This is a genomic window from Rothia uropygioeca, from assembly GCF_004136585.1.
GTDB lineage: Bacteria > Actinomycetota > Actinomycetes > Actinomycetales > Micrococcaceae > Rothia.
Genome location: NZ_NOIR01000003.1, coordinates 163,142 through 184,961 on the forward strand (window position 1 = coordinate 163,142; position 21,820 = coordinate 184,961).

General features: G+C 59.7%; 18 protein-coding genes, 3 tRNA genes and 1 CRISPR repeat array. Of the genes, 15 read left to right on the forward strand and 6 right to left on the reverse strand.

The features are described from left to right. The first annotated feature begins 18 nt into the window (after positions 1-18). The 3 genes from EWR20_RS08810 (at position 19) to EWR20_RS08820 (ending at position 380) form a co-directional block, all read left to right on the forward strand. Positions 19-91 (forward strand) — tRNA-Glu (locus EWR20_RS08810). A 69-nt stretch (positions 92-160) separates the two neighbouring features. Continuing rightward, a tRNA-Asp gene (locus tag EWR20_RS08815) sits at positions 161-234 on the forward strand. A gap of 73 nt (positions 235-307) precedes the next feature. Further along, a tRNA-Phe gene (locus EWR20_RS08820) sits at positions 308-380 on the forward strand. An 80-nt stretch (positions 381-460) separates the two neighbouring features. On the opposite strand, the gene EWR20_RS08825 is transcribed toward EWR20_RS08820, so the two are convergent. Then, positions 461-1,609: a tyrosine-type recombinase/integrase gene (locus EWR20_RS08825; protein ID WP_129360300.1), complete on the reverse strand. Its 1,149-nt coding sequence runs from the start codon at positions 1,607-1,609 to the stop codon at positions 461-463. Continuing rightward, a complete protein-coding gene (locus tag EWR20_RS08830) occupies positions 1,591-2,391 on the reverse strand; it encodes a hypothetical protein (RefSeq protein ID WP_129360301.1) in 801 nt (266 codons plus the stop codon). The genes EWR20_RS08825 and EWR20_RS08830 overlap by 19 nt, the downstream gene beginning before the upstream one ends. An 82-nt stretch (positions 2,392-2,473) precedes the next feature. Between EWR20_RS08830 and EWR20_RS13145 the strand changes: the two genes are divergently transcribed. Further along, positions 2,474-2,677, forward strand: a complete 204-nt coding sequence (locus EWR20_RS13145; RefSeq protein WP_129360302.1) for a helix-turn-helix transcriptional regulator — start codon at positions 2,474-2,476, stop codon at positions 2,675-2,677. Between the two features lie 733 nt (positions 2,678-3,410). On the opposite strand, the gene EWR20_RS12955 is transcribed toward EWR20_RS13145, so the two are convergent. Continuing rightward, complete coding sequence (locus tag EWR20_RS12955) at positions 3,411-4,184, reverse strand: hypothetical protein (protein WP_238147683.1); 774 nt, start codon at positions 4,182-4,184, stop codon at positions 3,411-3,413. Between the two features lie 668 nt (positions 4,185-4,852). Between EWR20_RS12955 and EWR20_RS08845 the strand changes: the two genes are divergently transcribed. The 8 genes from EWR20_RS08845 to EWR20_RS08885 all read left to right on the forward strand — a co-directional run bounded on the left by EWR20_RS08845 (position 4,853) and on the right by EWR20_RS08885 (position 17,092). Beyond that, complete coding sequence (locus EWR20_RS08845; protein ID WP_129360303.1) at positions 4,853-6,088, forward strand: type I-G CRISPR-associated protein Cas7; 1,236 nt, start codon at positions 4,853-4,855, stop codon at positions 6,086-6,088. A 2-nt stretch (positions 6,089-6,090) separates the two neighbouring features. Further along, a complete protein-coding gene (gene csb2, locus EWR20_RS08850) occupies positions 6,091-7,701 on the forward strand; it encodes a type I-G CRISPR-associated protein Csb2 (protein ID WP_129360304.1) in 1,611 nt (536 codons plus the stop codon). Beyond that, a complete protein-coding gene (gene cas3g, locus EWR20_RS08855) occupies positions 7,685-10,570 on the forward strand; it encodes a type I-G CRISPR-associated helicase/endonuclease Cas3g (protein ID WP_129360305.1) in 2,886 nt (961 codons plus the stop codon). Before csb2 ends, cas3g begins: the two co-directional genes overlap by 17 nt. Then, a complete protein-coding gene (locus tag EWR20_RS08860; RefSeq protein ID WP_129360306.1) occupies positions 10,567-11,658 on the forward strand; it encodes a hypothetical protein in 1,092 nt (363 codons plus the stop codon). The genes cas3g and EWR20_RS08860 overlap by 4 nt, the downstream gene beginning before the upstream one ends. Then, on the forward strand, positions 11,655-13,271 hold the full coding sequence (cas1, locus tag EWR20_RS08865; protein ID WP_129360307.1) for a CRISPR-associated endonuclease Cas1: 1,617 nt from the start codon (positions 11,655-11,657) through the stop codon (positions 13,269-13,271). The genes EWR20_RS08860 and cas1 overlap by 4 nt, the downstream gene beginning before the upstream one ends. Continuing rightward, a complete protein-coding gene (gene cas2, locus EWR20_RS08870; protein WP_129360308.1) occupies positions 13,268-13,570 on the forward strand; it encodes a CRISPR-associated endonuclease Cas2 in 303 nt (100 codons plus the stop codon). Before cas1 ends, cas2 begins: the two co-directional genes overlap by 4 nt. A gap of 184 nt (positions 13,571-13,754) precedes the next feature. Continuing rightward, positions 13,755-15,288: a CRISPR direct-repeat array (repeat unit 36 nt; unit sequence ATCGCCTCGCCTTCTTGGTGAGGCCTTCGTTGAGGG). Positions 15,289-16,211: 923 nt separating this feature from the next. Then, a complete protein-coding gene (locus EWR20_RS12745) occupies positions 16,212-16,490 on the forward strand; it encodes a hypothetical protein (protein ID WP_193553884.1) in 279 nt (92 codons plus the stop codon). 95 nt (positions 16,491-16,585) lie between these two features. Next, positions 16,586-17,092 (forward strand): GNAT family N-acetyltransferase, encoded by a 507-nt coding sequence (locus EWR20_RS08885; RefSeq protein WP_129360310.1) that lies wholly within the window; start codon positions 16,586-16,588, stop codon positions 17,090-17,092. Positions 17,093-17,204: 112 nt separating this feature from the next. Here EWR20_RS08885 and EWR20_RS08890 read toward each other — a convergent pair whose 3' ends face one another. The 3 genes from EWR20_RS08890 to EWR20_RS12960 are packed head-to-tail and all read right to left on the reverse strand — an operon-like array spanning position 17,205 to position 18,176. Next, positions 17,205-17,726 carry an AAA family ATPase gene (locus EWR20_RS08890; RefSeq protein WP_129360311.1) on the reverse strand — a complete coding sequence of 174 codons (522 nt, stop codon included), beginning with the start codon at positions 17,724-17,726 and terminating at the stop codon, positions 17,205-17,207. Continuing rightward, positions 17,723-18,043 carry a HigA family addiction module antitoxin gene (locus EWR20_RS08895; protein WP_129360312.1) on the reverse strand — a complete coding sequence of 107 codons (321 nt, stop codon included), beginning with the start codon at positions 18,041-18,043 and terminating at the stop codon, positions 17,723-17,725. Before EWR20_RS08895 ends, EWR20_RS08890 begins: the two co-directional genes overlap by 4 nt. After that, on the reverse strand, positions 18,018-18,176 hold the full coding sequence (locus EWR20_RS12960) for a type II toxin-antitoxin system RelE/ParE family toxin (RefSeq protein WP_366150742.1): 159 nt from the start codon (positions 18,174-18,176) through the stop codon (positions 18,018-18,020). Before EWR20_RS12960 ends, EWR20_RS08895 begins: the two co-directional genes overlap by 26 nt. On the opposite strand from EWR20_RS12960, the gene EWR20_RS13035 reads away from it, so the two are divergent. From EWR20_RS13035 to EWR20_RS08910, 3 genes are all read left to right on the forward strand, one after another. Beyond that, positions 18,175-18,303: a hypothetical protein gene (locus EWR20_RS13035; protein WP_255411263.1), complete on the forward strand. Its 129-nt coding sequence runs from the start codon at positions 18,175-18,177 to the stop codon at positions 18,301-18,303. The genes EWR20_RS12960 and EWR20_RS13035 overlap by 2 nt on opposite strands. A gap of 2,621 nt (positions 18,304-20,924) precedes the next feature. Continuing rightward, positions 20,925-21,305: a 3'-5' exonuclease gene (locus EWR20_RS08905; protein ID WP_202864798.1), complete on the forward strand. Its 381-nt coding sequence runs from the start codon at positions 20,925-20,927 to the stop codon at positions 21,303-21,305. Positions 21,306-21,507: 202 nt separating this feature from the next. Continuing rightward, positions 21,508-21,792, forward strand: a complete 285-nt coding sequence (locus EWR20_RS08910) for a hypothetical protein (protein ID WP_129360313.1) — start codon at positions 21,508-21,510, stop codon at positions 21,790-21,792. The last annotated feature ends 28 nt before the right edge of the window (positions 21,793-21,820 follow it).

The window sequence follows — 21,820 nt, forward strand, 5'->3', positions numbered from 1 at the left end:
ACTCCCGAGCTGGCCTAAGCCCCCATCGTCTAGCGGCCTAGGACACCGCCCTTTCACGGCGGCGGCACGGGTTCGAATCCCGTTGGGGGTACTGCAAGTCTCTGATTTGCACACCTTAGTTTATTCCAATAGGATTTTCTCTCGTTGGAAAAAACAACTAGGCCCTGTAGCGCAGTTGGTTAGCGCGCCGCCCTGTCACGGCGGAGGTCGCGGGTTCAAGTCCCGTCAGGGTCGCTCTGGCGGCGTATTTATTCTGATGAATGTCAGATAGAGACGCCGTCGTGGCATATCTGCACTAGATGTGCCTGGCTCTGTAGCTCAGTTGGTAGAGCGTACGACTGAAAATCGTAAGGTCACCGGATCGACGCCGGTCGGAGCCACTGAAAACCGCCCCGTAGGCTTCTATGCGGGGCGGTTTTCTTTGTATAACAGTCAGCGACCCCGCACAAACCCCGCATTTTCAGATGAGCCCCTCCAACTGGTGCTGCATCACGTTGCCTGCCTTTGTCTCGCCCTTCAAGGTGTTCAGGTAGACATCTTGAGTCATGGACGGATTCTCGTGTCCGAGATATGCTGCGATCTCTGTGGCGGACATGCCGGCCCGATCGAGCATGGTGGCCGCCGTCTTGCGGAAGGAGTGGGTCGATAGGTCGGGGTATCCGATGTCCTGTCGAACGTCGCGTAATTGACGTTGCGTGTTGGATGGATCTCGCAGGGTCATCAGGCGTGTCGGGAAGACTAGATCCGTATAGTCCTTCAGCCGCGAATATCGGCGAAACAATAGTTCCATCGTCTGCTGGGGCAGGGGCGTGACGCGGCGGGATGCCGCCGTTTTGGGCACCGTCTGGCGGATGATACCGCGGCCCTTGACCCTGACGCAGGTAGCTTCCACCTCAGCAGTTCTGGACGCGAAATTAACGGAAGAGATCTCCAGGGCGCAGGTCTCACCCACTCGCCACCCTGAAGCCATCATGAACTCAAGCAATTCAACCGTATCTTGCTCAATCAAGCTCGGTGATGCACGGAGTTTCTCGACAAGGTCCGGCAGAGCCTCGGCCGATACAGCTGTGGACCCTTTTCTGCCCTTGTGATGATTGATCCGCTCGACGTCACGGACGGGGTTTCGTGCGGCCGCGCCATTGCTGACGGCCAGAGCCATCATGCCGCTGAGCGACGAGCGGCAATTTTTGGCTGCTCCCGGCCCAGCGGCTTTGTGGACTCCGTTAAGGAAGGCCTGGAGCCGATCAGGTTTTGCTTCCCCGACCGTGAGATCGCCGATCTTGGGGATGATGTGAGCATTGACGGCATATCCGTATGTCTCCAAAGTTCCTTCGGAACGCCCTAGATCGCGCTTGTGTGCCAGAAACTTCTGCCCGAGGACACGCAGGGGCGTCGTCGGAGTCAATGTGCCCCCACGGCTGGCCTCAACGGTCAGCAGCGTCTGCTTGAGGGAAGTTTCAGCCCGAGCCTTGGTGGAGGCGTATTTTTCAATCTGGCGAGCCTTCCCATCGGCAAATCTATATCTGGTTCTGGCCCTCCACTTGCCGGGTTGAATCTCAGTCAGATTGATCGTCCCGTAGGTACCAATGCTCAGTCTTGGTCGTCCCACGACCCCTCCTTCAAAGTCTGTTGCAATTCGGCGACCAGAAGACGGGTCACCCGCCCACGTGCTTGTGAGGTGCTGCCTTCCCCGGCGCGACGCGCAGACTCTTCCTCTATCGATCGTCCCCACAATCGATCTGCCAAGCGTTGAAGCTGGGTGGCTTCGATTCCGAGTCGTTTTGCGGCGCGCCGTTCGGCGAGGCTGGGTGGAAGGATGTCTGACACGACCGTCTCATCCTGATTCCAGTCCGGTTCCGGGGGGAGCTGGCTGTCTTCCAGCAGTGCATCGAGCTGTCCGGATCGTTCGGAGGGCCTCAGTGGTGGTGTGCCAGTAATGGGGTCGGAGCCATCGAGTGAGCGTGATTCTGATGTCTCTTCTCCGGGCAACGGTTCAGGTCCTTGACGGCTCCAGTTGTGCTCAATGGGGTGATCGAAGTCGGTCTCCCGAAGTTCCAGCGGTTTGCCCTTCAGCGCTCGTGCCACGAAAGACCGGCCGACTGGCTGATTGCGACGCGATAGAGGCGGTTGACCGAAGGTCTCTGCATCTCCCAGGAGGTCAAGCAGGGTCAACCGTCGACCGGTTAGATCGCCGAGAACCAGACCGAGGGTCAGCAGTGTCGGTAGTGTCGGTGCAGCCCGTCCGGATTCTATTGCCTGGATACTGGATACGCTCCACCGGGCTCCGAATACACGCCCATGTCGTGCAATGGTCTCAAGCGTGATCTGGTGTTCAATCCGGTATTTGCGGACGAACAGGCCCACGGCGCGCGAGTAAGTTGTGGCTTTCATGGATGACACGTTACCAGAAATTATAACTTGTGATACTCTGAGTAACAGATTATAGAATACGGTAACTTGTGAGGTGACCAGCATGGATACTGAGCGGCGTAACAAAGCAGTGTTGCTCGATGTGCGGGAATTGTCGGCGCAGACTGGGATGTCAGTATCGACGATCTATCGAAGGCGTTCTCGTGGAGAGTCTCTCCCGCGAGCAGTAAAGTTCGGCAACGCGGTACGGTGGCGGCAGGCTGATATCGATGAATGGGTGGAAGAGCATCTCGAGCCGGCGGCTTGACCCGCAAGGTTTAGATTCGGCCTGCTGTTGAAGCTCTTCGACTCCGGGTGTTCGTGGGTTGCGCAGCGGTGGGTGGCCTCGCGATGAAGGTTAGTCTTCTGGTTGGTCACCCTCACCGAACCATATTCGTGAACGCCGATTTAAAACGACGACAAACTGCTCCTGATCGGCGGGCGTTTGTATCTCCTGAGCTGAGTTGCCGCTCCATTCTCATAATGAGGTCATCAGCATGGCGAAGAAACCACCTGTCTTGCGCATCTGGAACGCGGACTGTGGCGTTGCCACGCGAGTGTAGGGTGACCAGCTCTGGATCTGGTTCAAGGTGTGGCATGTTCCCTCCTCCGGCACTTAGCCCGCACCGTGCGACTTGTGGTTGCGAAGCGAATCCCGCGTGGACTTGCCGTCGATAATACGGGCGTGGTGGGCAGCAGAACCACTTAACGTGTACCCGATAGGCAAACAAGTGCCAAGGCTAGCTGTTCCCGCCATCCCGTGCTGTCTAGACCTGCTTGCAAGGTGCCCTGCGCGCGGATCTCGATTTATGGGGTCAAGGCTCGAGGCTGGCTGATGATCGGGAGCACCCAAATACATCCAAGCCATGGTGTCTAACTCAAGAGGACGAATCGATGAAGACGACATCGGATGCGTGATCTCCCCGCCTGGTCTGTCAGGCCGAATCCTGCCCTTGCGGGTGGAGCAACGGCTGGTGAGAGACAGCCGAGGCTGGCCTGCATCATTGAGATCCGTTGTGGATGACGATCTCGACGTCGACGTCGGAATGATCGAGTTCTGGTTCCACGGTGTCGAGGAAGTCTCGGACCTGTTGTTCGGCGAAATCCAGCTCGCTGACCTGGGTGGCCTGTTCGTTGTCGAAGATCAGCTCCCATCCGCCCGACCATGCTCGAGCATGGACAACCACTCGGTAATAGGGACGGACCGAAAGATCGTCGGCCTCGATGTGGGTACCGGTCCGGTTTGCCATAGCGGAGACCATGTCGGGTTTGGCTTCGGCCAGGTCCTCGACCTGGCTGACTCCGACCTCGGGGACATCGACGGTCCAGGTCCCGGCCTCGTTCCTCTCGGCCCGGGCGACGAAATGGGGTCGTCCTGACGGCATTAGTTCTCCTCTCTCTGCTGCCTCGGAGAGTTCTCTCCAGTATTGTTCGTCGGCTTCTTCCTCGGCAGTCAGGGTGTAGACGGACGGGTCATAGGCCGGATCATCAATGAAGACCCGTTCTTTGGCCAGGGGGCCGGTGAGTATGTAGCGTCCGGTCTTCTCGTTCCAGTCCAGGGCCTGGAAGTAGGCGCGCGCTTGGGCATCATCTTCTGCCAGTTGGGCCAGTTTGTCGTGGCCTTCGATGGATTCGGCCGAGACATAGCTGTTGCGACGGATTTCGACCATGCAGGTGGTATCGCCGCCGGCGCAGTACTCCAAAAAGTGTTGGGTGTTGCCGTTCAGCAGTGTGCCGTGCGGGCGGGGGATCTTTTCGTTGCGGCGGTCTGCCATATCCCTGGTCGACTCCCTGTTCAAGGGTCGGTGGAGCGATCATCGCGTTCCGTGATGGGGAACTGATCAGCATAACCAACTACACCCTGTTACCACACGCCTAAGGAACAACCCACAACCAGCGAGACAGGCCCTAGTCTCAGGCTCTGCTCGAATCAGGCCAACTCTCTGGATAGTGAATTGCTGGCGTAGCGCATGGCCTGGGCAGAAAATCAGCCCGCGCCATGAGGCAACGGGCTGATCGTGATGCCACTGACACTACCATCCTGCTGCACTAACAGGAGCGCCGGTGAAGACTCAACGACTCCACAGAGCAGCCCTGCAAGGAAAACGCCGGGAGTAGGGCAGATTCGACCCAGGACGGATCCCCGCGATCCCAGCAACCGGCCCCGCTTCAACGCGCCTTGAGGTCAGCCAGGGGCGGTGGAGTAGCTAAGTGACCGCATCTCTATGCCTAGCAGATTGTCCAAGCCTCAACGAAGGCTACTCCACCGATCTCCAGCTTACGGGCCAGCATCCCAACTTTTACAACATAAATATTGATACTTGGATTATCTACTAGGTTTGGGGTTGCTGGTTGGTGGTCCATGACATACGTTTGGAGTGGTCCCCCTCGGCTGACCGTGGTTGGGGCCGTGTATCCGTCCGGTGCTTCGATTGGAGACAGCATGACCACCAAATTCTCGTTCCACGACCACCTCTACCCCCAGTGCAAACCAGGAGGAGGCAGCGCCCTGACCGTGGTCACTGAACTGCAACCAGCCGGTGGAGAGCACGCTACGGTTGCCCCGGCCCAATACGTGGACGGGCGCGGCAATGCGACGTTCGCGTTCGAGACGCGCTATATCAGCGGGCAACCAATGTTGGTCGTGATCGTGGATTCGAAGCAGAGTGTCAGCAACCGGGACGAGAGCGCAGTGGTCCAGGCTCGGAACGACGAGAGCTCCCCCGGATATCAGCTCCTGTCGAAGGTGCCAACAATCCGTGTGACCTACGAAAACGCGGGGAAGTCTTTCACTGATCTCGATCTTCCCGCCCGTGGTTTCGACGGACATATTCAGGCCGGCCGGATCGAGGGGGTACCTGCCACCCATCATGATTCGTACAGGGCAGTCCGGGATTCGTCTCAGGCCGATGCCTCAGCTGTCTTCAATACGGCACCGACCATGGCCCTGCTTGGGGGCTGGGATTCTCGGCGCAAGGCAAATCAGGCCCGTTTTCGGACGATCCTGTCCGGGGAAGTCATCGGTGTAACTGCTAAGCAGACCGATTCGGATCACAAGTCCCCGACCCGCGGGGCTGGCCGGGCCGACAGTGTTTCCCCCAGCGTCAAGTTGGACGGGAAGAACCTGGATCGGCTCCTGAAGGACCAGGAGGCCGAACTGTCCGATAAGAACATCGCCAAGCTCCAGAACCAGAGCAAACAGACCAAGGACAAACCCATTTCGTTGGCCGGACTGGGGCTGGGCAATATTCCCCCGAGGGTCGATCAGAACCTCGGAGGGGTCGCCTGCTCCAGGATTATTCGGACCCGGGTACTGAGTTTCTCCGCTCTGCGGCAGCTACGTTTCGGTGGCGATGCCGAATCCGATGCAGCCCATCGGGCTGTTCTGGCCGCCTACGGTCTGCTTGCTTCGGCCTTGTCGGCCCAGGAGCTGGTGCTTCGGGCCAATTGCGATCTCATCGAAGCCGCTGCCCCTCAGGTGTCTTTGGACAAGCGGTACGGGCAGAGCGAAGAGTTCGCCCCCATTGAGGTCGACGACGCGGTCGAGCTGTTGGAACAGGCCCTGGAGAATCTGAAGACTGTTGCCGGCATCGATTGGGACGGCCAGGTCCTCGACGTCGTGGGCGATCCCAGCATCATCGCATCGGCCACTGACGAAGACCCCGAAGAAGAGGCCTGATCATGGTCGTGGCCATCACTGCCGAGTTTCCGCTGGGGGTCTATCGAGGCCACGGGCCCAGCGGATCGGCCGAGCCTCTGCCCGAACAGCCCAGGCTCTACTCTGCCCTAGTCCATGCAGCCAATACCGGCTCCACGGCGACCCGCTCACCAGATCATCCCGACCGGCTGACGGCCTCTGCCCGGAGCCTGGATGCCTTGGATTGGATTGAGGCCAACCCGCCGGACTATCTGTCCGTTCCGGAGGCTCTACCGGTTGAAACCATCCAGCGCGTCGCTTACCGCAACGAGGGAGATTTCGAAAAGACCCCCGGCACCAAGGCAATTAGACCGAAGGTCCGCGCCAAACCCATCTCTGATGGCTTCGCCCTGGGCTCTGCGTTTGGGTGGGGCTGGGAGAACCTTCCAGATGATGTTACTGAGGCCCTGGATGATTTGTGCGCCGATGTCGGCTACCTGGGTTCTGCCGACAGTCCCGTTCTGCTACGTGTGGTCCGTGACTTCGATCCGACCCACCACCGGGTCGATGCCCCCAGCAGGACTGATGTGCTCAGCGGTGAAGTTCTACAGACCGTGGCCCCGGGCCGCCGTGACATTCTCGATGCCTGGCATCAGACGTTGCACCCGTCCGGTAAAAAGGCGTTCAGACCCAAGGCACACACGCTGACATCTCCACCACCGCCGCCGGCCAGCCCCCGGGAGGGGATCCGCAACGCGGTGTACTCGCCGATTGCCGCTGATCTTCCAGATGCCCCCTGGGGCAGAGTGCTACTGATCCCTGTACAGATTCGGGCGAAAAAACTGACTCCGGTATCGCGGCGAAAGCTGATGGTCACCGTTCACCAGACACTGACCCGCCTGCTCGGGACGACGGATCCTTCCGGGCTCATCTCCGGGCGGGGCAACATCGCCCACGGCAGGGCCAACGGACTGGCCTTCCACCTACTCGATACCGAAGAGATCAAACTGGTCTCCGGCAACCGACAGGGCCCACACTTGGCGATCATGATCCCCCGTGGTCTCCAAGACTCCGAGCTCGATCTTCTGCTGCGCACTGTCGAACGCCTGCACCGTATCGGGACCCGTGATGCCGGAGCATTGCGCATCGATCGGGGCGAACGCACCGACAGCCTCATCGACGGGGCCTTCTTTTGGAAAGCTCCAGGGCCAGGTGTCGAACGCCAATGGGTGACCCAGACCCCGGCGGTGGCCGAACGCAAGACCAAAGCCATGGGGGATTTCACCGACGTTGACGTGACCTTGCTATGGAGCCTGGCCAATGTCTTCAAGGGCATGGCCGAGGGGCTGGATACCAGCGGGCAACCGGTCGAGCGGATCCGTGCAGTCGTCCAGGCACTGATCGGGCCGGACCCGAACACCGTCCCGACCCTGAGCACTGAACACTACACAACCAACCGGCCCGATGAACTGGTGCACAAAACCAACGGGAAGATGCCGGTCCGGGCGTATACCGCCAGGATTCGCACCAGCGAGCTGATTGGCCCGCGGATGGCTGTATCCATAGGACAATCTCGCCACTTCGGTGGAGGCCTGCTGATTCCCCAAGACACGCCCGAGCTGAGGGCAAGGAGGCACGATGCGACTGACCGCTGACAGATTCCCCGAATTCTTCGCGGCCATCTACGGCGACCAGGTCCGCCCCTACCGGTGGCAGCAACAGATGCTGGAGTCACTACTAGAGACAGGCCACTGGCCCGAAACCATCGATGTACCGACAGGTGGCGGGAAAAGCGCGGTCATCGACGTCCACGTGTTTGCCAATGCCATCGACCAGCAACGACTCGAAGACGGGGACCCCGGGCCTCGGATTCCGCGTCGTCTCAGCACGGTGGTCCCGCGCCGGGCCATCGTGGACCAGCAGCTCGATCGAGCCACCGCCGTAGCAGAGATACTCTGCAACGAGGCAACCGGGATCTTGGCCGAGGTCCGAGACCTGTTGATCCGTCGCTCGAGCCCGGACGGGTGCCCCGAAACCGCTCGGGTTCCCTTGCGGGTGCATTTGTTGCGTGGTGGTACAGCGACGGTGACAGGGACCGGTCGGTTCAGGTCAAGCCGGGACGAATGGCTCAATTACCCGACCGCCGTGCAGGTCTTGTGCGCGACCCCGGACATGCTCGGATCCCGATTGCTCTTCCGCGGTTATGGGGCATCGGTCTGGTCCCGATCCCGGGCTGCAGGACTGCTGGGTTATGACCATGTTGCTGTCATCGACGAGGCACATCTGAGCAGGCAACTCGTGGATACCTTCCGGCGAGTCAGTTCCATGACTGACCGATGGAACCCGGTCGCAGAGACAGTCCCGTCCCTGCAGGTCTGTGCTGCTACCGCAACTCAAGACCACAATCAGGACCAGAACCGTATCGGTTTGGAATGGGGTCATCTCGAGCCACATCTGGCTGCGATCCTTACCAGACCGAAACCGGTCGAATACAAGCCGATCACCGGATGGAATGGCACCTCGGCCAAGGCACGCAAGAACCACATCGGGACCCTGTTGGAGGCAGCCGAGAAACTCCGTTCGGAATCGGCGGGACTGATCGGTGTAGTGGTCAACAGGGTCACTACTGCTGTTGCCGTTCAGGAGGCTGCAGCTGCAGCCGGCTGGAATACTCGCTTGGTTGTCGGACCCATGCGTGTTGGCGCTACTGGTTCCCTGAATTTCGATGGAGTTGATCTTGTCGTTGCCACCCAGACCATCGAGGTCGGGGTAGACATCGACTTCGCGGGGATGGTCACCGACCTGGCTGCCGGTACTGCTCTGGTGCAACGAGCCGGGCGGGTCAACCGCAACGGAGCTCATCCGGCTGCCACCGTGATCATCGTCGGACCAGACCAGGACAAGACGATCGAGACCGTCCAAGCCCTGCCTTACCGGGTCTCCGACCTTCATGCTGCACGGGATTGGGCGATCAGCCAGGCCGAGGGCGGAGGGATCAGCCCCGATGCCATCCGCTCATCCGATGTCCCCGAAGCGGGCCCACCGAGGCCGGTGTTCTCGCACCTGGAGGCAGCCGATGTGCGCTTGCTGTCCCGGACCAGCGAACATTTGGTGGCCGAGCCCGATCTGAGTTTCTGGCTACGAGACAGTCTTGATCCGGAGACCCCGGACATCCAGGTCGTCGGCAGGGCTCTTCCTTCCCTGAAATCCCCGAAGGAGAGTACCGATCAGCAAGCCACGACGCTTCGTGCCGAACGGGTGGATACGACTTACCAACTGTTGACCCACCTGGTCTTCGACGATTCCGAGGCGTACCCGTCCACCCCGGCCGGTCTGCGACGGATTCTTCAGAACAAAAACGTCTTGGAAGACCACCAAGCATGGGTCCGTCACGACGGGACCTGGACTCTGCTGCAGGACACCGGTAGCGAGCTGCCGCATTCCCAACCTCTTAGCAGTGTTCGTTTCCATCCCGGGGACTTGGTGGTTCTGGATGCGGTTCTTCCGTGCACCCTCGGTTTGGATACCGCAGGCAAGGACAAGACTCCCGGGGTGGTTCTAGCCGCCGAGGGCCACCGGCCCATCGGAGATTTCTCCGACCCGGAACTGACCGGGACCCACATCTTCTGGAACGAAGGTGCCACAAAGGAGCACGTTCCGGAATCAACGGCAGTGTGTCGAGCCGTCATCGACGAAGCGCTAACAGACGACGGCACCATCGATGTCGAGCTGTTGCCAACTGACCAATTGGATACTGAGCATGCTGTCTACGACGTGCTCGTCGGACCCAGCACCGATGAAACCGACGGAGAACCAGCCTGGGTGCTTTGTCATCGTCGCGATCCTGAGGTGCAAACGGGCTATGTTGACCCGTACTCGAATATTCAGCCGGTTCTATTGGAGACCCACCAGGGCGATGTCGCTGATCGCGCCGCTGCCCTGGGGCAAAAGTTGGGTCTGGACGTAGGGCTGGTCGAGGCTCTTGCCCAGGCCGGGTTGCACCACGACTCCGGGAAAAAGGCAGACGCGTTCCAGGCCATGTTGAGAGCAAACGGCACCGAACCCGGCACAGGTTGGCCTGAGACGAAGATCCGCCAGGTCAAAGAAGCACAGAAACATCATGTCTACGCCAAGAGCCTGGGACTCCTTCCACAGATCAGCAGGACAGTTCCGACAGTGGTCTCCGGGTGGCGGCATGAAATGTATTCGGCCGCCTTCTACTGGTCCGAGACTGGCCAGGCGACTAGTCCCTTGCCGCAGAAGGCCGGAACCTGCGAACTGGTGACGTGGCTGATCGGCACCCACCATGGGCGAGGCCGGGCAGATTTTCCCCTGACAGCTCCGAGTGAGGTGGCCCCGGGCACAGACGGTGATGTCGCATCAGCTACACGGACGCTGTTTGCTGAAGGGCTCTGGGATGACCTCGCCACCCTGGTTGAGCACAGCCTTGGCCCGTGGGGTGTGGCCTATCTGGAAGCTCTGCTCAGAGCAGCTGATAACACGATCTCCCAGGAGGGACGATGAGCACCATAACCATCACAGGCAGTTATCACACGCTGCTGACCCATTGTGCCCTGTGGGGAACAGCCTCGATTCTTGCCAACGACCTGGGCTCCTCCCGGGTGAGGGCCGGATGGATCGATCCCGACCAGCCCGAGGTCCTGGTGAATCCGCAAGCAGTCATCGACATCGACGGAGCTAACTCCGAAGAAGCAGCCACGATCATTCGTGACCTGGCGCTGATGGTCTCCTCCAGCCAGCACTGGGCGGCTCAAGCCCGGTGGACGGGCAAAAAGGGGCAACATACTGTCAGCCTGTTGACGCCCAGAACCGGGCTGCCTGAGACCAAAGAACTGACCGGTCAATCGGCTGCCTGGTGGCGAGCCCTGCAGGATCAGCGGTCAGCGGAGGTATCAGAACTCAGCGCCTTGGAACAAGATTTAGTTCGTGGTCTTGGTACCAGGTCCTGGTGGCTCTCCGAGGCCAAAGGCATCAGGCCGGATTTGGGAGCCTCCCCGTGGGAGATGAAGACCCGAAACCGCGGGGAAGAGTTTCTGGCCCACCGCTTCCTGCCCTTGGCCCAAGAAATTGCCGGGTGGGAACCGGATATGATCCTGACCGGACTGACTGGGCAGACGTGTAACGACGTCCTCGGCGGCAACAAGCCCGATTCCCGAACCGCGACCGGCTTGACCCAACCGGGTCCGTGCGACAACGCCCTGGCCTGGTGCGCCCTCTGGGCACTGACGGCGATGCAACCGGTCCACCAAACTCAACGATTAGCACCCGGTGGCAGAAGCCTGGCTGCCCCCGAGCCTTCCCCATACACCGGGCGGATCCCGGGAAAGTACATGGCAACCAAGACAGAAACTCTTGTCGTGGCCGTACCGAACGGGCTGGTCTCGCCTGCAGCTTGGGGGCGGATCCAACGCAGCGCGCCCTTGACCAGGGCACTGGAGCGGATAGACACCGACCCAATTGCTGCAGAAGAAGCACGCGCACGACTGCGCACCCAACGGCTCTTAGCGGCGGTATCGTTCCCCATTTCCCGATCAGATAATCCCAGCGCCCCTGAAAGGCGGGCACTTCACGGAACGGAGATACTGATTTGAACCAGGAAACTGATCAGACACAGGAATCCATACCAATCAGCTGGGTCGGGCATCATCAGTTCTGTCCTCGTCGAGCCTGGCTAGAAGCCTCCGATGAGAAAGCCCGCCAGTCGGCTCAAATCGAGCAGGGAACCTTTGAGCACCGACGTGCCCACGATCCGTCGCAAAACACCAGTGACACGTTTCGTGCGGTTGATGTCAGATCCAAGCGGTGGGGTATTCATGGGCGAATTGACATCGCGGAAGGTTCTCCCGAAACCGGGGTGACACTTCTCGAGTACAAGGCCACACCTGTAAGAAAAATCCCGGAAATAAGCACGTCCCATCGGATCCAGCTGACTCTCCAGAGAGCTGCCCTCCTGGAGGCGGGTATTCCTGTGATCGCCCAGGGAGTCTACTTCACCGGGCACAAACGAAGGGTTCTCATCGACCTCGACGAAGAAGACGAGGCCCAGGCTCGCGCAGCGGTCGAAGCAACTCGAGCCGTCGTGGACGCGGCCAAAGCACCTGAGGCTTTAGAAGACGATCCGCGCTGCCGACATTGTTCTCACGCGGTGATCTGTCTCCCCGAGGAACGAAAACTCCAGGAGATTCCACACCAAATCCAGGTTGCCGATCCGGAGGGGACCGTTCTGCACGCAACCACCCCCGGCTCACGGGTCTCGATCTCGAAAGGGCGGGTTACCGTCAAGAAGTTCGATGAGCGCCTCGCATCAGTGCCGATAGAAAAAGTGCAGTCTATCGTCGTCCATGGCAATGTCGATTTATCAGGAGCCCTCATCCGGGAGTTCATGTGGCGTGGTCGCCCGATCGTCTGGTGCACGGGCACAGGAAGAGTTGTTGGGTGGTCTCAGCCTGCGGCAATGCCCAATGGGAGCGCTCGCATCCGACAACACGTCCTCAGCGCCGAGGGCCACCTACCACTGGCCCGAGAATTCATCCAGGCCAAAATCGCCAACCAGGCTACCCAGGTGAGAAGGTACGGTATTCCCCGGAACATCATCGCCTCGCTGCGGTCTCTGCAGAAGGCCGTATCAAGGTCTCATTCGCTCAGCGAGATTATGGGCCTAGAGGGAAAGTCTGCAAGATTGTATTTCCAGCAGGTCCCAAAAATGCTCCAGTTCTCCGACAAATCATGGTTATCTGAAGGGTTTGCAGGCCGGATCGGCCGTGGGGCAGTCGATCCTGTCAATGTCGCACTCAACTATGCTTATGGAATGTTGGCGGCCGAAGCTATCAGAGCCATAGCTTCCTGCGGACTTGACCCCCACGCGGGCTTCCTGCACTCGGGTGGCAGAAACAAACCCGCATTGGCGCTAGACCTCATGGAGGAGTTCCGAGCGCCCATTGCCGACTCCGCTGTTTTCCGCGCATTCAACAATGGAGAGCTGAGGCAGAAGTCCTTCAACTCAGCACTGGGATCGGCCAGGCTGACAGACCAGGGACGGAAAGCCATCATTAGATCCGTAGAGCAGAGAGTCTCTACAGAGTTCCGGCATCCTATATTTGGCTACTCTGTCTCCTGGCGTCGGGCAATCGAGATTCAGGCACGATTAGTGCTTGGCGTTATCGACGGCACCCAAAGCTCTTACCGAGGGATTGTTACCCGATGAGCCGCGACGACGCCAGACGGTTCCTAATAACGTATGACGTCCCCAGCGACAAGAGACGCACACGCATTGCAGACGAGCTGAGTCATTATGGTGACCGCATCCAGTACAGCGTGTTTTTATTCGATGTGTCCCCGGCAGCAATGACACGCCTCAAGTGCGAGTTGCTTGAATTGATGGACTCGTCCGAAGACTCTGTACTGATCTGTGACCTTGGACTGACCACAAGAGTATCCGACAAAAATTTTCAGTACCTCGGTGTCCAGAAGGAAGATCGAGACGACTCCATCATGATCTACTAGCCCGGCCCGCGCGAGAGCTCCAGCGCTGTAGATTTACCGGCGAGCCGTCGCGGAACATTTTCACTAGTCAGGAGCGCTTTTTGGGTGGTTGATCTGTTTTCGAGACCGTGCAGGCAGGTGCTTTGGACGAGCCCTCGCGGGCCAGTCCGGGTTCGTCGGTCTCCGTAGGGTAATATTGACCAGTATCGCCTCGCCTTCTTGGTGAGGCCTTCGTTGAGGGCCATTGCTCGCAATGTCAGCGCGGCCCCAGGCGGTAGATCGCCTCGCCTTCTTGGTGAGGCCTTCGTTGAGGGGACGCTGTGAGGGGTTATGCGGCCCTTTTGGGTGAATCGCCTCGCCTTCTTGGTGAGGCCTTCGTTGAGGGCCCAATATATCACGCACGTACCGTGGGTTCGCTATCGCCTCGCCTTCTTGGTGAGGCCTTCGTTGAGGGGACGACATTTCCGTGCCTGCGCCTTGCCTCAGGTATCGCCTCGCCTTCTTGGTGAGGCCTTCGTTGAGGGTAGCTTAACTGAGGTGTTGGTCATCAGCGCAGACCGATCGCCTCGCCTTCTTGGTGAGGCCTTCGTTGAGGGACGAGAGAACGAAAACAATGGGTAGAATCAGAGCGGATCGCCTCGCCTTCTTGGTGAGGCCTTCGTTGAGGGGCCGCCAGGGCCAGAGAGACCTGATCGTCTCCGGAATCGCCTCGCCTTCTTGGTGAGGCCTTCGTTGAGGGCGATCTGGTGTTCATCCGCGGAGGCCGCGAACACCATCGCCTCGCCTTCTTGGTGAGGCCTTCGTTGAGGGATGCAACTGACTGTGGACGGTGATGAGGTGAAATATCGCCTCGCCTTCTTGGTGAGGCCTTCGTTGAGGGCTCCCCGGCCCCTCCTACTCAATGGACTTGGTCAGTGTATCGCCTCGCCTTCTTGGTGAGGCCTTCGTTGAGGGTCGGCAGGTAGCGGCCGAATTGGTCACCGATCAGTATCGCCTCGCCTTCTTGGTGAGGCCTTCGTTGAGGGCTGTTCCTGACGGAGGATGTGCGGGACTTGTTCTAATCGCCTCGCCTTCTTGGTGAGGCCTTCGTTGAGGGACGATGATCGAGGATTACACGTCACCTAATCAGTCATCGCCTCGCCTTCTTGGTGAGGCCTTCGTTGAGGGTGCCGTCCACGCCGGGGCTCTGTACTGGTTCCAGTAATCGCCTCGCCTTCTTGGTGAGGCCTTCGTTGAGGGCCATCCCGGCGACCGGGTGCTGACCCGAAACAACAATCGCCTCGCCTTCTTGGTGAGGCCTTCGTTGAGGGCGGAAACGGCGGCGACCAGGCTTCCTGCAACTCCGGATCGCCTCGCCTTCTTGGTGAGGCCTTCGTTGAGGGGCTGTTTACAACCTTATATGTCGCAAGATTTTATGATCGCCTCGCCTTCTTGGTGAGGCCTTCGTTGAGGGCGGCGGCTTGGGCGATGCCGGTCCCGCCAATGAGGAATCGCCTCGCCTTCTTGGTGAGGCCTTCGTTGAGGGGGGTGCGATCAGCGGTGTCCGTAGCGGCGTCCGGATCGCCTCGCCTTCTTGGTGGGGCCTTCGTTGAGGGCGGAACGTTGTCTGCCACGCCGAGAGGCGTGAGCTAAATCGCCTCGCCTTCTTGGTGAGGCCTTCGTTGAGGGTCCACACTCATTCGCCGCCCTGATATCCGCACGGCATCGCCTCGCCTTCTTGGTGAGGCCTTCGTTGAGGGCCCAAGATACTTACGTATCTACCCCAGAGGGGGGCGGAAGATGACGGATTGGTCAGGAACCATGCAGGTGGTAACGCCGCCGGCGCAGTACTCCAACCGGTGTATTGTGCCGTGCGGGCGTGGGATCTTCTCATTGCGGCGGTCTGCCATGTCCCTGATCGACTCCCTTGCCAAGGGTCGGTGGAGCGATAGTCGCGTTCCGTGGTGGGGGACCTGTCATCGTACAATGCCGCATATGAAATCGGGGAGGCGTCTCCTGCCGGAACGAGTTGAGCCCTGCACATAATGTGATGCCCTGTGCAATGACATCACATCATATTGTGCACCATTGATAACGCTGATGGATGGGTCAGTGGGTCGCCCAGTCAGGACTCTTTGAAGCTACGCAGATCCCGATAGAGCGGGGTCATCTGATATCCCCCAAATACTCTTTGATCCGATTCTTGTTGATTCGCCAATAATCTTCATGATGTGGGGTCCTTTCCATGCGATATCGGAACCAGGGCGCTGTTTAGACAGTCGTCACCTGCTCCTGGGCCTTCTGGCGGTCTTCGACCGTCTGGGCCGCCAGATACAAACCTTCGCGGTTCAAGTGCCGCGACCACCGGGAATCCAGGTAGAGGACCGGGATGTCACCGGCAACCACCTCGGGAGATCTTGTCGATACTTCCGGTGGGTATATCCTTTCATGTCTTGTCAAAATTCCTGGAGGGGACGGAAGTAGACGTGCCGTCTTTCGAGGTACCACTACAAGACACCATCGAGACGTCATCGAGACACGATCAGGCCCCGGTGGTGACGCAGATGCGTCACCACCGGGGCCTGATTTTTTATCTTGCTCGCATCCTCTGTTGATCCGGTGATCAGTGGTTCGCCGGGCTGATCGCGGGCGGGCAGTGGGCGATCGACGTGGACGGTGGCGTGTGATCCAGCAGGAAGGGCAAGAACTGGACTCCGTCATAGCGCAGGAGCACGCGGTCGTTTATGTTGAGTGGCTCAAGGAGATTCCGGGAACTCCTACCCACACGGGAGATAGGGCGAAGTCCAGCGACATGATCCGAGGTTTCGCAGACCAGTACGAAACGAGCCCCGAATTCCATGTAGCCTTCGGAACCCCGGAGGCCGCAAGGTTCGCTGCAAACGCGTTGCGACTTTACGTGCGAGGACTAGATCACTCTTCTACGGATGGCCTCAGGGGTTAGTTTGAAAACCTAAACTCCACCACGTCGCAGCAGATACAGACCTCTGGCCCCAGCCCGCCTTTGGAGCGAAGTATTCCTGCAACTACGATGAGACGGTGACTCCGCCAAACACTCAACGCCTCCGCTTCCGCCGCATGCGGCTTGCTGACATCGAGCTCATGGCCGACATGCTTGGGGATCCTGAAGTCATGCGTTTCTACCCCGCACCGAAAACACGTGAGCAGGCAGCTAGGTGGATCACATGGAATGAAGAGAACTACGCGGAGCGCGGCTACGGCCTGTGGATCGTTGAGACGATCGACGGGGAGTTCGTAGGCGACTGCGGCCTCACCTGGCAGGAGGTGAATGGCGCACTCAAGCTCGAGGTCGGCTACCATGTCGTCACTTTAAGGCAGGGCCGCGGTTACGCCACCGAAGCCGCCATTGCATGCCGGGACTACGCACGTGACGTCGTGGGCTCACCCGAGCTGGTCGCAATCATCCACCCCGAGAATGAGGCATCGGAACGCGTTGCCCTAAAGCTCGGCATGCGTTGGCTAGAAGACGACCATGGCGGAACCATTCCTGTCCGAAAGGTTCTCGGGATGACGTTGGATTCGTAGCGAACTGAAAGCGAAAACGCCGGACCTCTCAGGGGATCCGGCGTTTGCACAACAGGGTGAAGCGGAACTCCACCGAGTTCCGGCGCGGAGAACCATCAGCGACGACGTGGCCTCATCTCGCGCTGAGGCGCGCGGTAAGTGCGTCTGCGACCTCATCCGCAGTCCGCGCTGCCGTGTCGAACTCCAAGACTTCGTCGGACCACGCGGCGTAGTCAGCTCGACGGCGCTGCACTTCCGTCCACGTCGGCTCGCCGACGTAGGCGAGACCGCGATCCCTGCCGCTGAGCCTGCGTTCATGCTCCTGCGAATCCGCGACCACCAAGTGTACGAAGTCGATACGAGAACTGGTGCGCGCGGCCGCAGCACGCCAGGTCTGCCTGGCATCCTCGCTGTCGTTCACTGCATCGATGATGACGATACGACCGAGGCGAAGGTTCAGTTCCGCCATCGCGCGAGCCGCTTCGTACGCGGCGACGCCGACTTGCCATCCTCGCGGCAAACCGCAGGCGAGAATTGACTCCTCGACGGCATCGATGGACAGATGCACCGAGCCTGTGCGCGCGGCGGCGATCTCAGCAACGCTTGTCTTTCCGACGCCGGGAAGACCGGAGATCACGATGAGATGCCCGGTCATGGGACCTGCAACGGCGTGATCGCGGCAATCTTGTAGCGCAGTGCACGGCGCTCAAGCCGGAGCTCGTAGTTCGACTGCAGATTCATCCAGAGCTCCTCGGACGTTCCGAAGTAGCGCGCCAGACGGATCGCCGTATCAGCGGTGATCCCCCGCTTGCCGTGCACGATCTCGTTGATCCGGCGCGGCGGCACACCGATGGACACGGCGAGCTTGTTCTGCGTGATACCGAAGCCCTCGATGAAATCCTCCATCAGGATCTCTCCCGGGTGGATCGGCTCGATCAGGTCGCGCTCAGTGGTAGTCGACGAGTTCGACATTGTCCGCACCTCCCTCTCTCCAGACGAAGCAGAGACGCCATTGCGGATTGACGCGGATGCTGTGCTGCCCGCGTCGGTCGCAGACCAGACGCTCCAGACGGAACCCGGAGGTCCTCGACATCCTTCGCCGCATGGATCAACTCGAGCTTCCGAAGCGCCGCCCGCTGCACCGTCCGGTCAACGCGCTTGACGTACTGCTCATGCCAGATGCGCTCGGTGTCCTTGCTGCCGAACGATCTGATCACGTCACCAGCGTGTAACGGGCACCGTCATTAACGCTAGACGTTAAACCGAAATTCCACTGCGTCACCACCGGGGCCTGATTTTTTATCTTGCTCGCACTCCCGTTGATCCGGGGATCACCGGTGCCACGGACGCGTCGCATGTCAGTACAGCCCGCGTCCGTGACGGGACACAGCAAAGACGCAACCGGGACGCGGCCACGGCATGGGACTCGCGCGTGTCCCGACCGCGCCCCGGATGGGACGCATGCGGAACCAACAGGGGTACCGACCAAGACACGGACCAGGCACACGGGCGGCCATACCAGCCGTGCTGTGGCCCGTCGATGTCTCGCCCGTGCCCGACCGGGACGCAACCAGGACGCGAAAGGGGCCGACTCGGCGGGGAATATCCGAGCCGGTCCCGTGCTGAATCTGGAACCCGGCGGGCCTCCCCAACCGAATCCTCGAAGAGCGCCCGCCGCAGCCGCTGGTCGAAACCGAGGACCATCCGAAGCGAGTCATCAGCGCCATCCTGTCCGTCTCAGCAGAAGGCCGAACATGGACGCCTCGTTGGGGCCTTCTGATGTCCCCAGAGCCCGATGGTCCGGAACCGGGATATCTCTTTTTTTGCCCGGCCGCCGACGGTATCCAGAGGGCGCAGACCAGCGATAGGGAAGTGGTCCATCAGCAGCACCCACGACAGGTCGGAACCAGTCTGCAGCGAGCCAGCGATCCGGTGGTACAGACCCGTCTCGACCGGTGCGAAATTCTGGCAACAAAGAGACGGATCAGCAGAGGCAGTCAGTGCTGGTCGAACGGAGTCGACGGCGACGGACTGTCGATGCACCAGGCTTCGATGGTGGAGTAGACATCGATGCAACTGAGGAACGAGGTTCTGATCCATCCGGCGGCTGCGCCAGGCATTAAGAGTGGACCAGAAGAAGAGAACAGCAGGACCAGCCGGAGGAGGAACACGCTGTCGCGGCGGACCGGCTGCTGCGGGTCAGAAGAGTAGTGCGCCTGCGGCACACGACCCGGAGTCGAGGTCTCGTTCTGAGCAGAGAAGTGGACCGTCGTTCGTCCCTCACGACGGCGCGAACGGCGTTTGACCGGTGTTGCCAGAGGCAACAAAACAGGCGTACACCATGAAGGCGACAAAACCAGGGGAAACAGCCGTGTCCGGACACGCGCTCCGCGCAAAAAGTGTTGAATCCGGACCCGTACGGTCAAGACGTTTCCCCTGATATAGCACGCATCGGTCCTCCGCCAAGGCTCCGGACGCGATGCAGAGGGTGGAGAAGTGAAAAGGGCATAAGAAAAACTGGCACCACCGGTCCTGCGGACCCTCCGCTGCGCTCCGGTCTCTGCGCTTCGCTGCGAGACGGTGGTGGTCGGCATAGCCGACGGTTTTTCCCCGGTCGCTATCGCTCCCTGTCCTTCAGTCGCTGGCGCTCCTTCGGTATGCCCATCCGCTCCCTGCGGTCGCTTGAGTGTAAAAGTGAGCCGCTGCGCTGAAGACCCGGCGATCGGGGTGCTCTCGTCCGTTCCGGACGCGCCAAATCGTGCCAGTGGTCTTCAGGATCAAGGCAGGGGAGGGCGGCTCACAGCCAGCGGAGCTGGCACGGGTGCTATCTGCGCCAAAGGTGTTGTCAGGATATATATATGTGGATCGGCTCGACGAGGGCTGTATGGCATCCGCCTGCGAACAAAATGGTCAATGTTGCTGACCAGTTTTCGTCGGTCAGCCCTTTGCCAACTTCTGACCGGTGGGCCAGAGAGGCGAAGGCGCACCTTGTTTACGGCGTCCGGTGGGCCAAATGCTGCTTGATGGGAGTCATCCGCTGCAGGAGCTGGGCGTAGGCGGAGCTGCATCGTCAACCTTGGCAAGCAACTCTATTCTTGCCATCTGCTTGCCCTGGGGAGGCCAACATCATGCTGGAGGCCAATTTCCCTTACGGTGAGTGTTGTCGGCGTTCTCTCGGCGAGAGAGGGCCGTCAACCAGGAGGTTATGCGTGGTCGCGAGGCTGCGAGGGCGTTTTGACCTGGATCTAGTCGGGCGAAATGATTTCCGAAATCATTATCTCTGGGTGGCGTGCTCCCTCACCTAGACATGTGTCGGATAGGTTGCCCCAAGATGTACCACTGATGTAGAGCTCCCTGCAGCTCATCCGAGGGGCGAGGTTCAGAAGTCGATCACCAATGGTTTATCGGCCTGATGATGTGTACCAGAGATGTGGTACATCCTCAGCTCTGGGGACGAAGCCCAGTAGATCGGGGTATGCGACTGTGATCGCGAGCCTCGGGAGCGCCCTTCAAAGGGGGCTGTACCACTAGTCTATAAACTAGTGGTACGGCGATTCGACTGATATACCGGGGATCGCGCCGTTTGTGCCACATGTACCACCCTTTTCGAGGGACTTACATGCGTGTGCGCGTGTGCGCAGGCGGGCGTGATGGATATTTCATATTAAATGGTACAAGTGGTACAGGGGGTATGTTCTAGCCGGTATATCAGGGCAGGGGCCTGTACCACTTGTCAAAATCGATGTGGTACATCGAAGGCGGAAAAGCGCCTAATCCCCTGATTTTGCAGGCGAAAGGCTGTACCACTTCATCTGGTACAAGCTGTATATACCCCCTTGGGGTCAGGCAGTCGTTGACCAATCAGCGCAACCGGGACCGCAAGGCCAAGAACTCTGAGGCCCAGGCGGATCTGGTGGTCTCGACCATTCACGGGGCCAAGGGTATGGAGTTCGACAACGTCGTGGTCCTGCACAAGGAGAACCCCTCGATGAGTCAGGAGCTGAAGCGGATGTTCTATGTCGCCTTCACCCGGGCGATGAACAGCATGTACGTGCTCTCCTACGGGACGGTGAAGAATCCGCCGATCACCAGTAGCTACGAGAGCATCGTCAACGTGCTCACCGAGCGCGACAAGAGGGCAGCCGTTCGGGCTGCCGGGGTCGATCCGGACCTGCTGGGCGATCAGCCAGGTTCCGACCCGAAGGATCCGTCCAAGAGCCTGTCACCGGCCTAGAACGAATCCATCCATCATGACCGGCCCTGTTCCGGGGCAAACCGGGCAGCACCTGCTTGCAAGAACTTCGGGCCGGGTCGGTCATGATCCACGGATTGAGCTTTCACGAGGACAAGCATGCGACATGCCATGACATGAAATGCCATCACATGATGTCAGAGCAGTACGCGCACCGCCCGTCCTCACCCAAGGAGCAGCAAAAGTGAACGAACAAACACCGTCTGAGTCGTTGTATGAGGTCTTCGCGCATCGTGAGGTCACGGCCGAGACCGATTTCTGGGTCTTCAGAATCCCCGAACTGGGGGAGCCGTCACCAACCACCGGGGTTGCGATCATGCCGGTCGGTCAGGCGACCTCCCTCAGTGAGATCGAAGAGGAGGCGCGTGGTCTAATCGCGGCGTGGATCGATGATGACTCCGTTGCGGAGGAGATCCAAATGATTATCCGCTTGGTCGATGGAGACGACGGCCAGAGCGCTGAAGAGTAATAGCGTGCAGACCGCCATCGTCCCTGAA

Excerpts from the sequence above, each read along its gene's own strand:
- EWR20_RS08830 (WP_129360301.1), bottom strand. The coding sequence starts at position 2,391 with ATGAAAGCCACAACTTACTCGCGCGCCGTGGGCCTGTTCGTCCGCAAA.
- EWR20_RS13145 (WP_129360302.1), top strand. The coding sequence starts at position 2,474 with ATGGATACTGAGCGGCGTAACAAAGCAGTGTTGCTCGATGTGCGGGAA.
- EWR20_RS12955 (WP_238147683.1), bottom strand. The coding sequence starts at position 4,184 with ATGGCAGACCGCCGCAACGAAAAGATCCCCCGCCCGCACGGCACACTG.
- EWR20_RS08845 (WP_129360303.1), top strand. The coding sequence starts at position 4,853 with ATGACCACCAAATTCTCGTTCCACGACCACCTCTACCCCCAGTGCAAA.
- csb2 (WP_129360304.1), top strand. The coding sequence starts at position 6,091 with ATGGTCGTGGCCATCACTGCCGAGTTTCCGCTGGGGGTCTATCGAGGC.
- cas3g (WP_129360305.1), top strand. The coding sequence starts at position 7,685 with ATGCGACTGACCGCTGACAGATTCCCCGAATTCTTCGCGGCCATCTAC.
- EWR20_RS08860 (WP_129360306.1), top strand. The coding sequence starts at position 10,567 with ATGAGCACCATAACCATCACAGGCAGTTATCACACGCTGCTGACCCAT.
- cas2 (WP_129360308.1), top strand. The coding sequence starts at position 13,268 with ATGAGCCGCGACGACGCCAGACGGTTCCTAATAACGTATGACGTCCCC.
- EWR20_RS08890 (WP_129360311.1), bottom strand. The coding sequence starts at position 17,726 with ATGACCGGGCATCTCATCGTGATCTCCGGTCTTCCCGGCGTCGGAAAG.
- EWR20_RS08895 (WP_129360312.1), bottom strand. The coding sequence starts at position 18,043 with ATGTCGAACTCGTCGACTACCACTGAGCGCGACCTGATCGAGCCGATC.
- EWR20_RS13035 (WP_255411263.1), top strand. The coding sequence starts at position 18,175 with ATGGATCAACTCGAGCTTCCGAAGCGCCGCCCGCTGCACCGTCCGGTC.
- EWR20_RS12960 (WP_366150742.1), bottom strand. The coding sequence starts at position 18,176 with ATGCGGCGAAGGATGTCGAGGACCTCCGGGTTCCGTCTGGAGCGTCTG.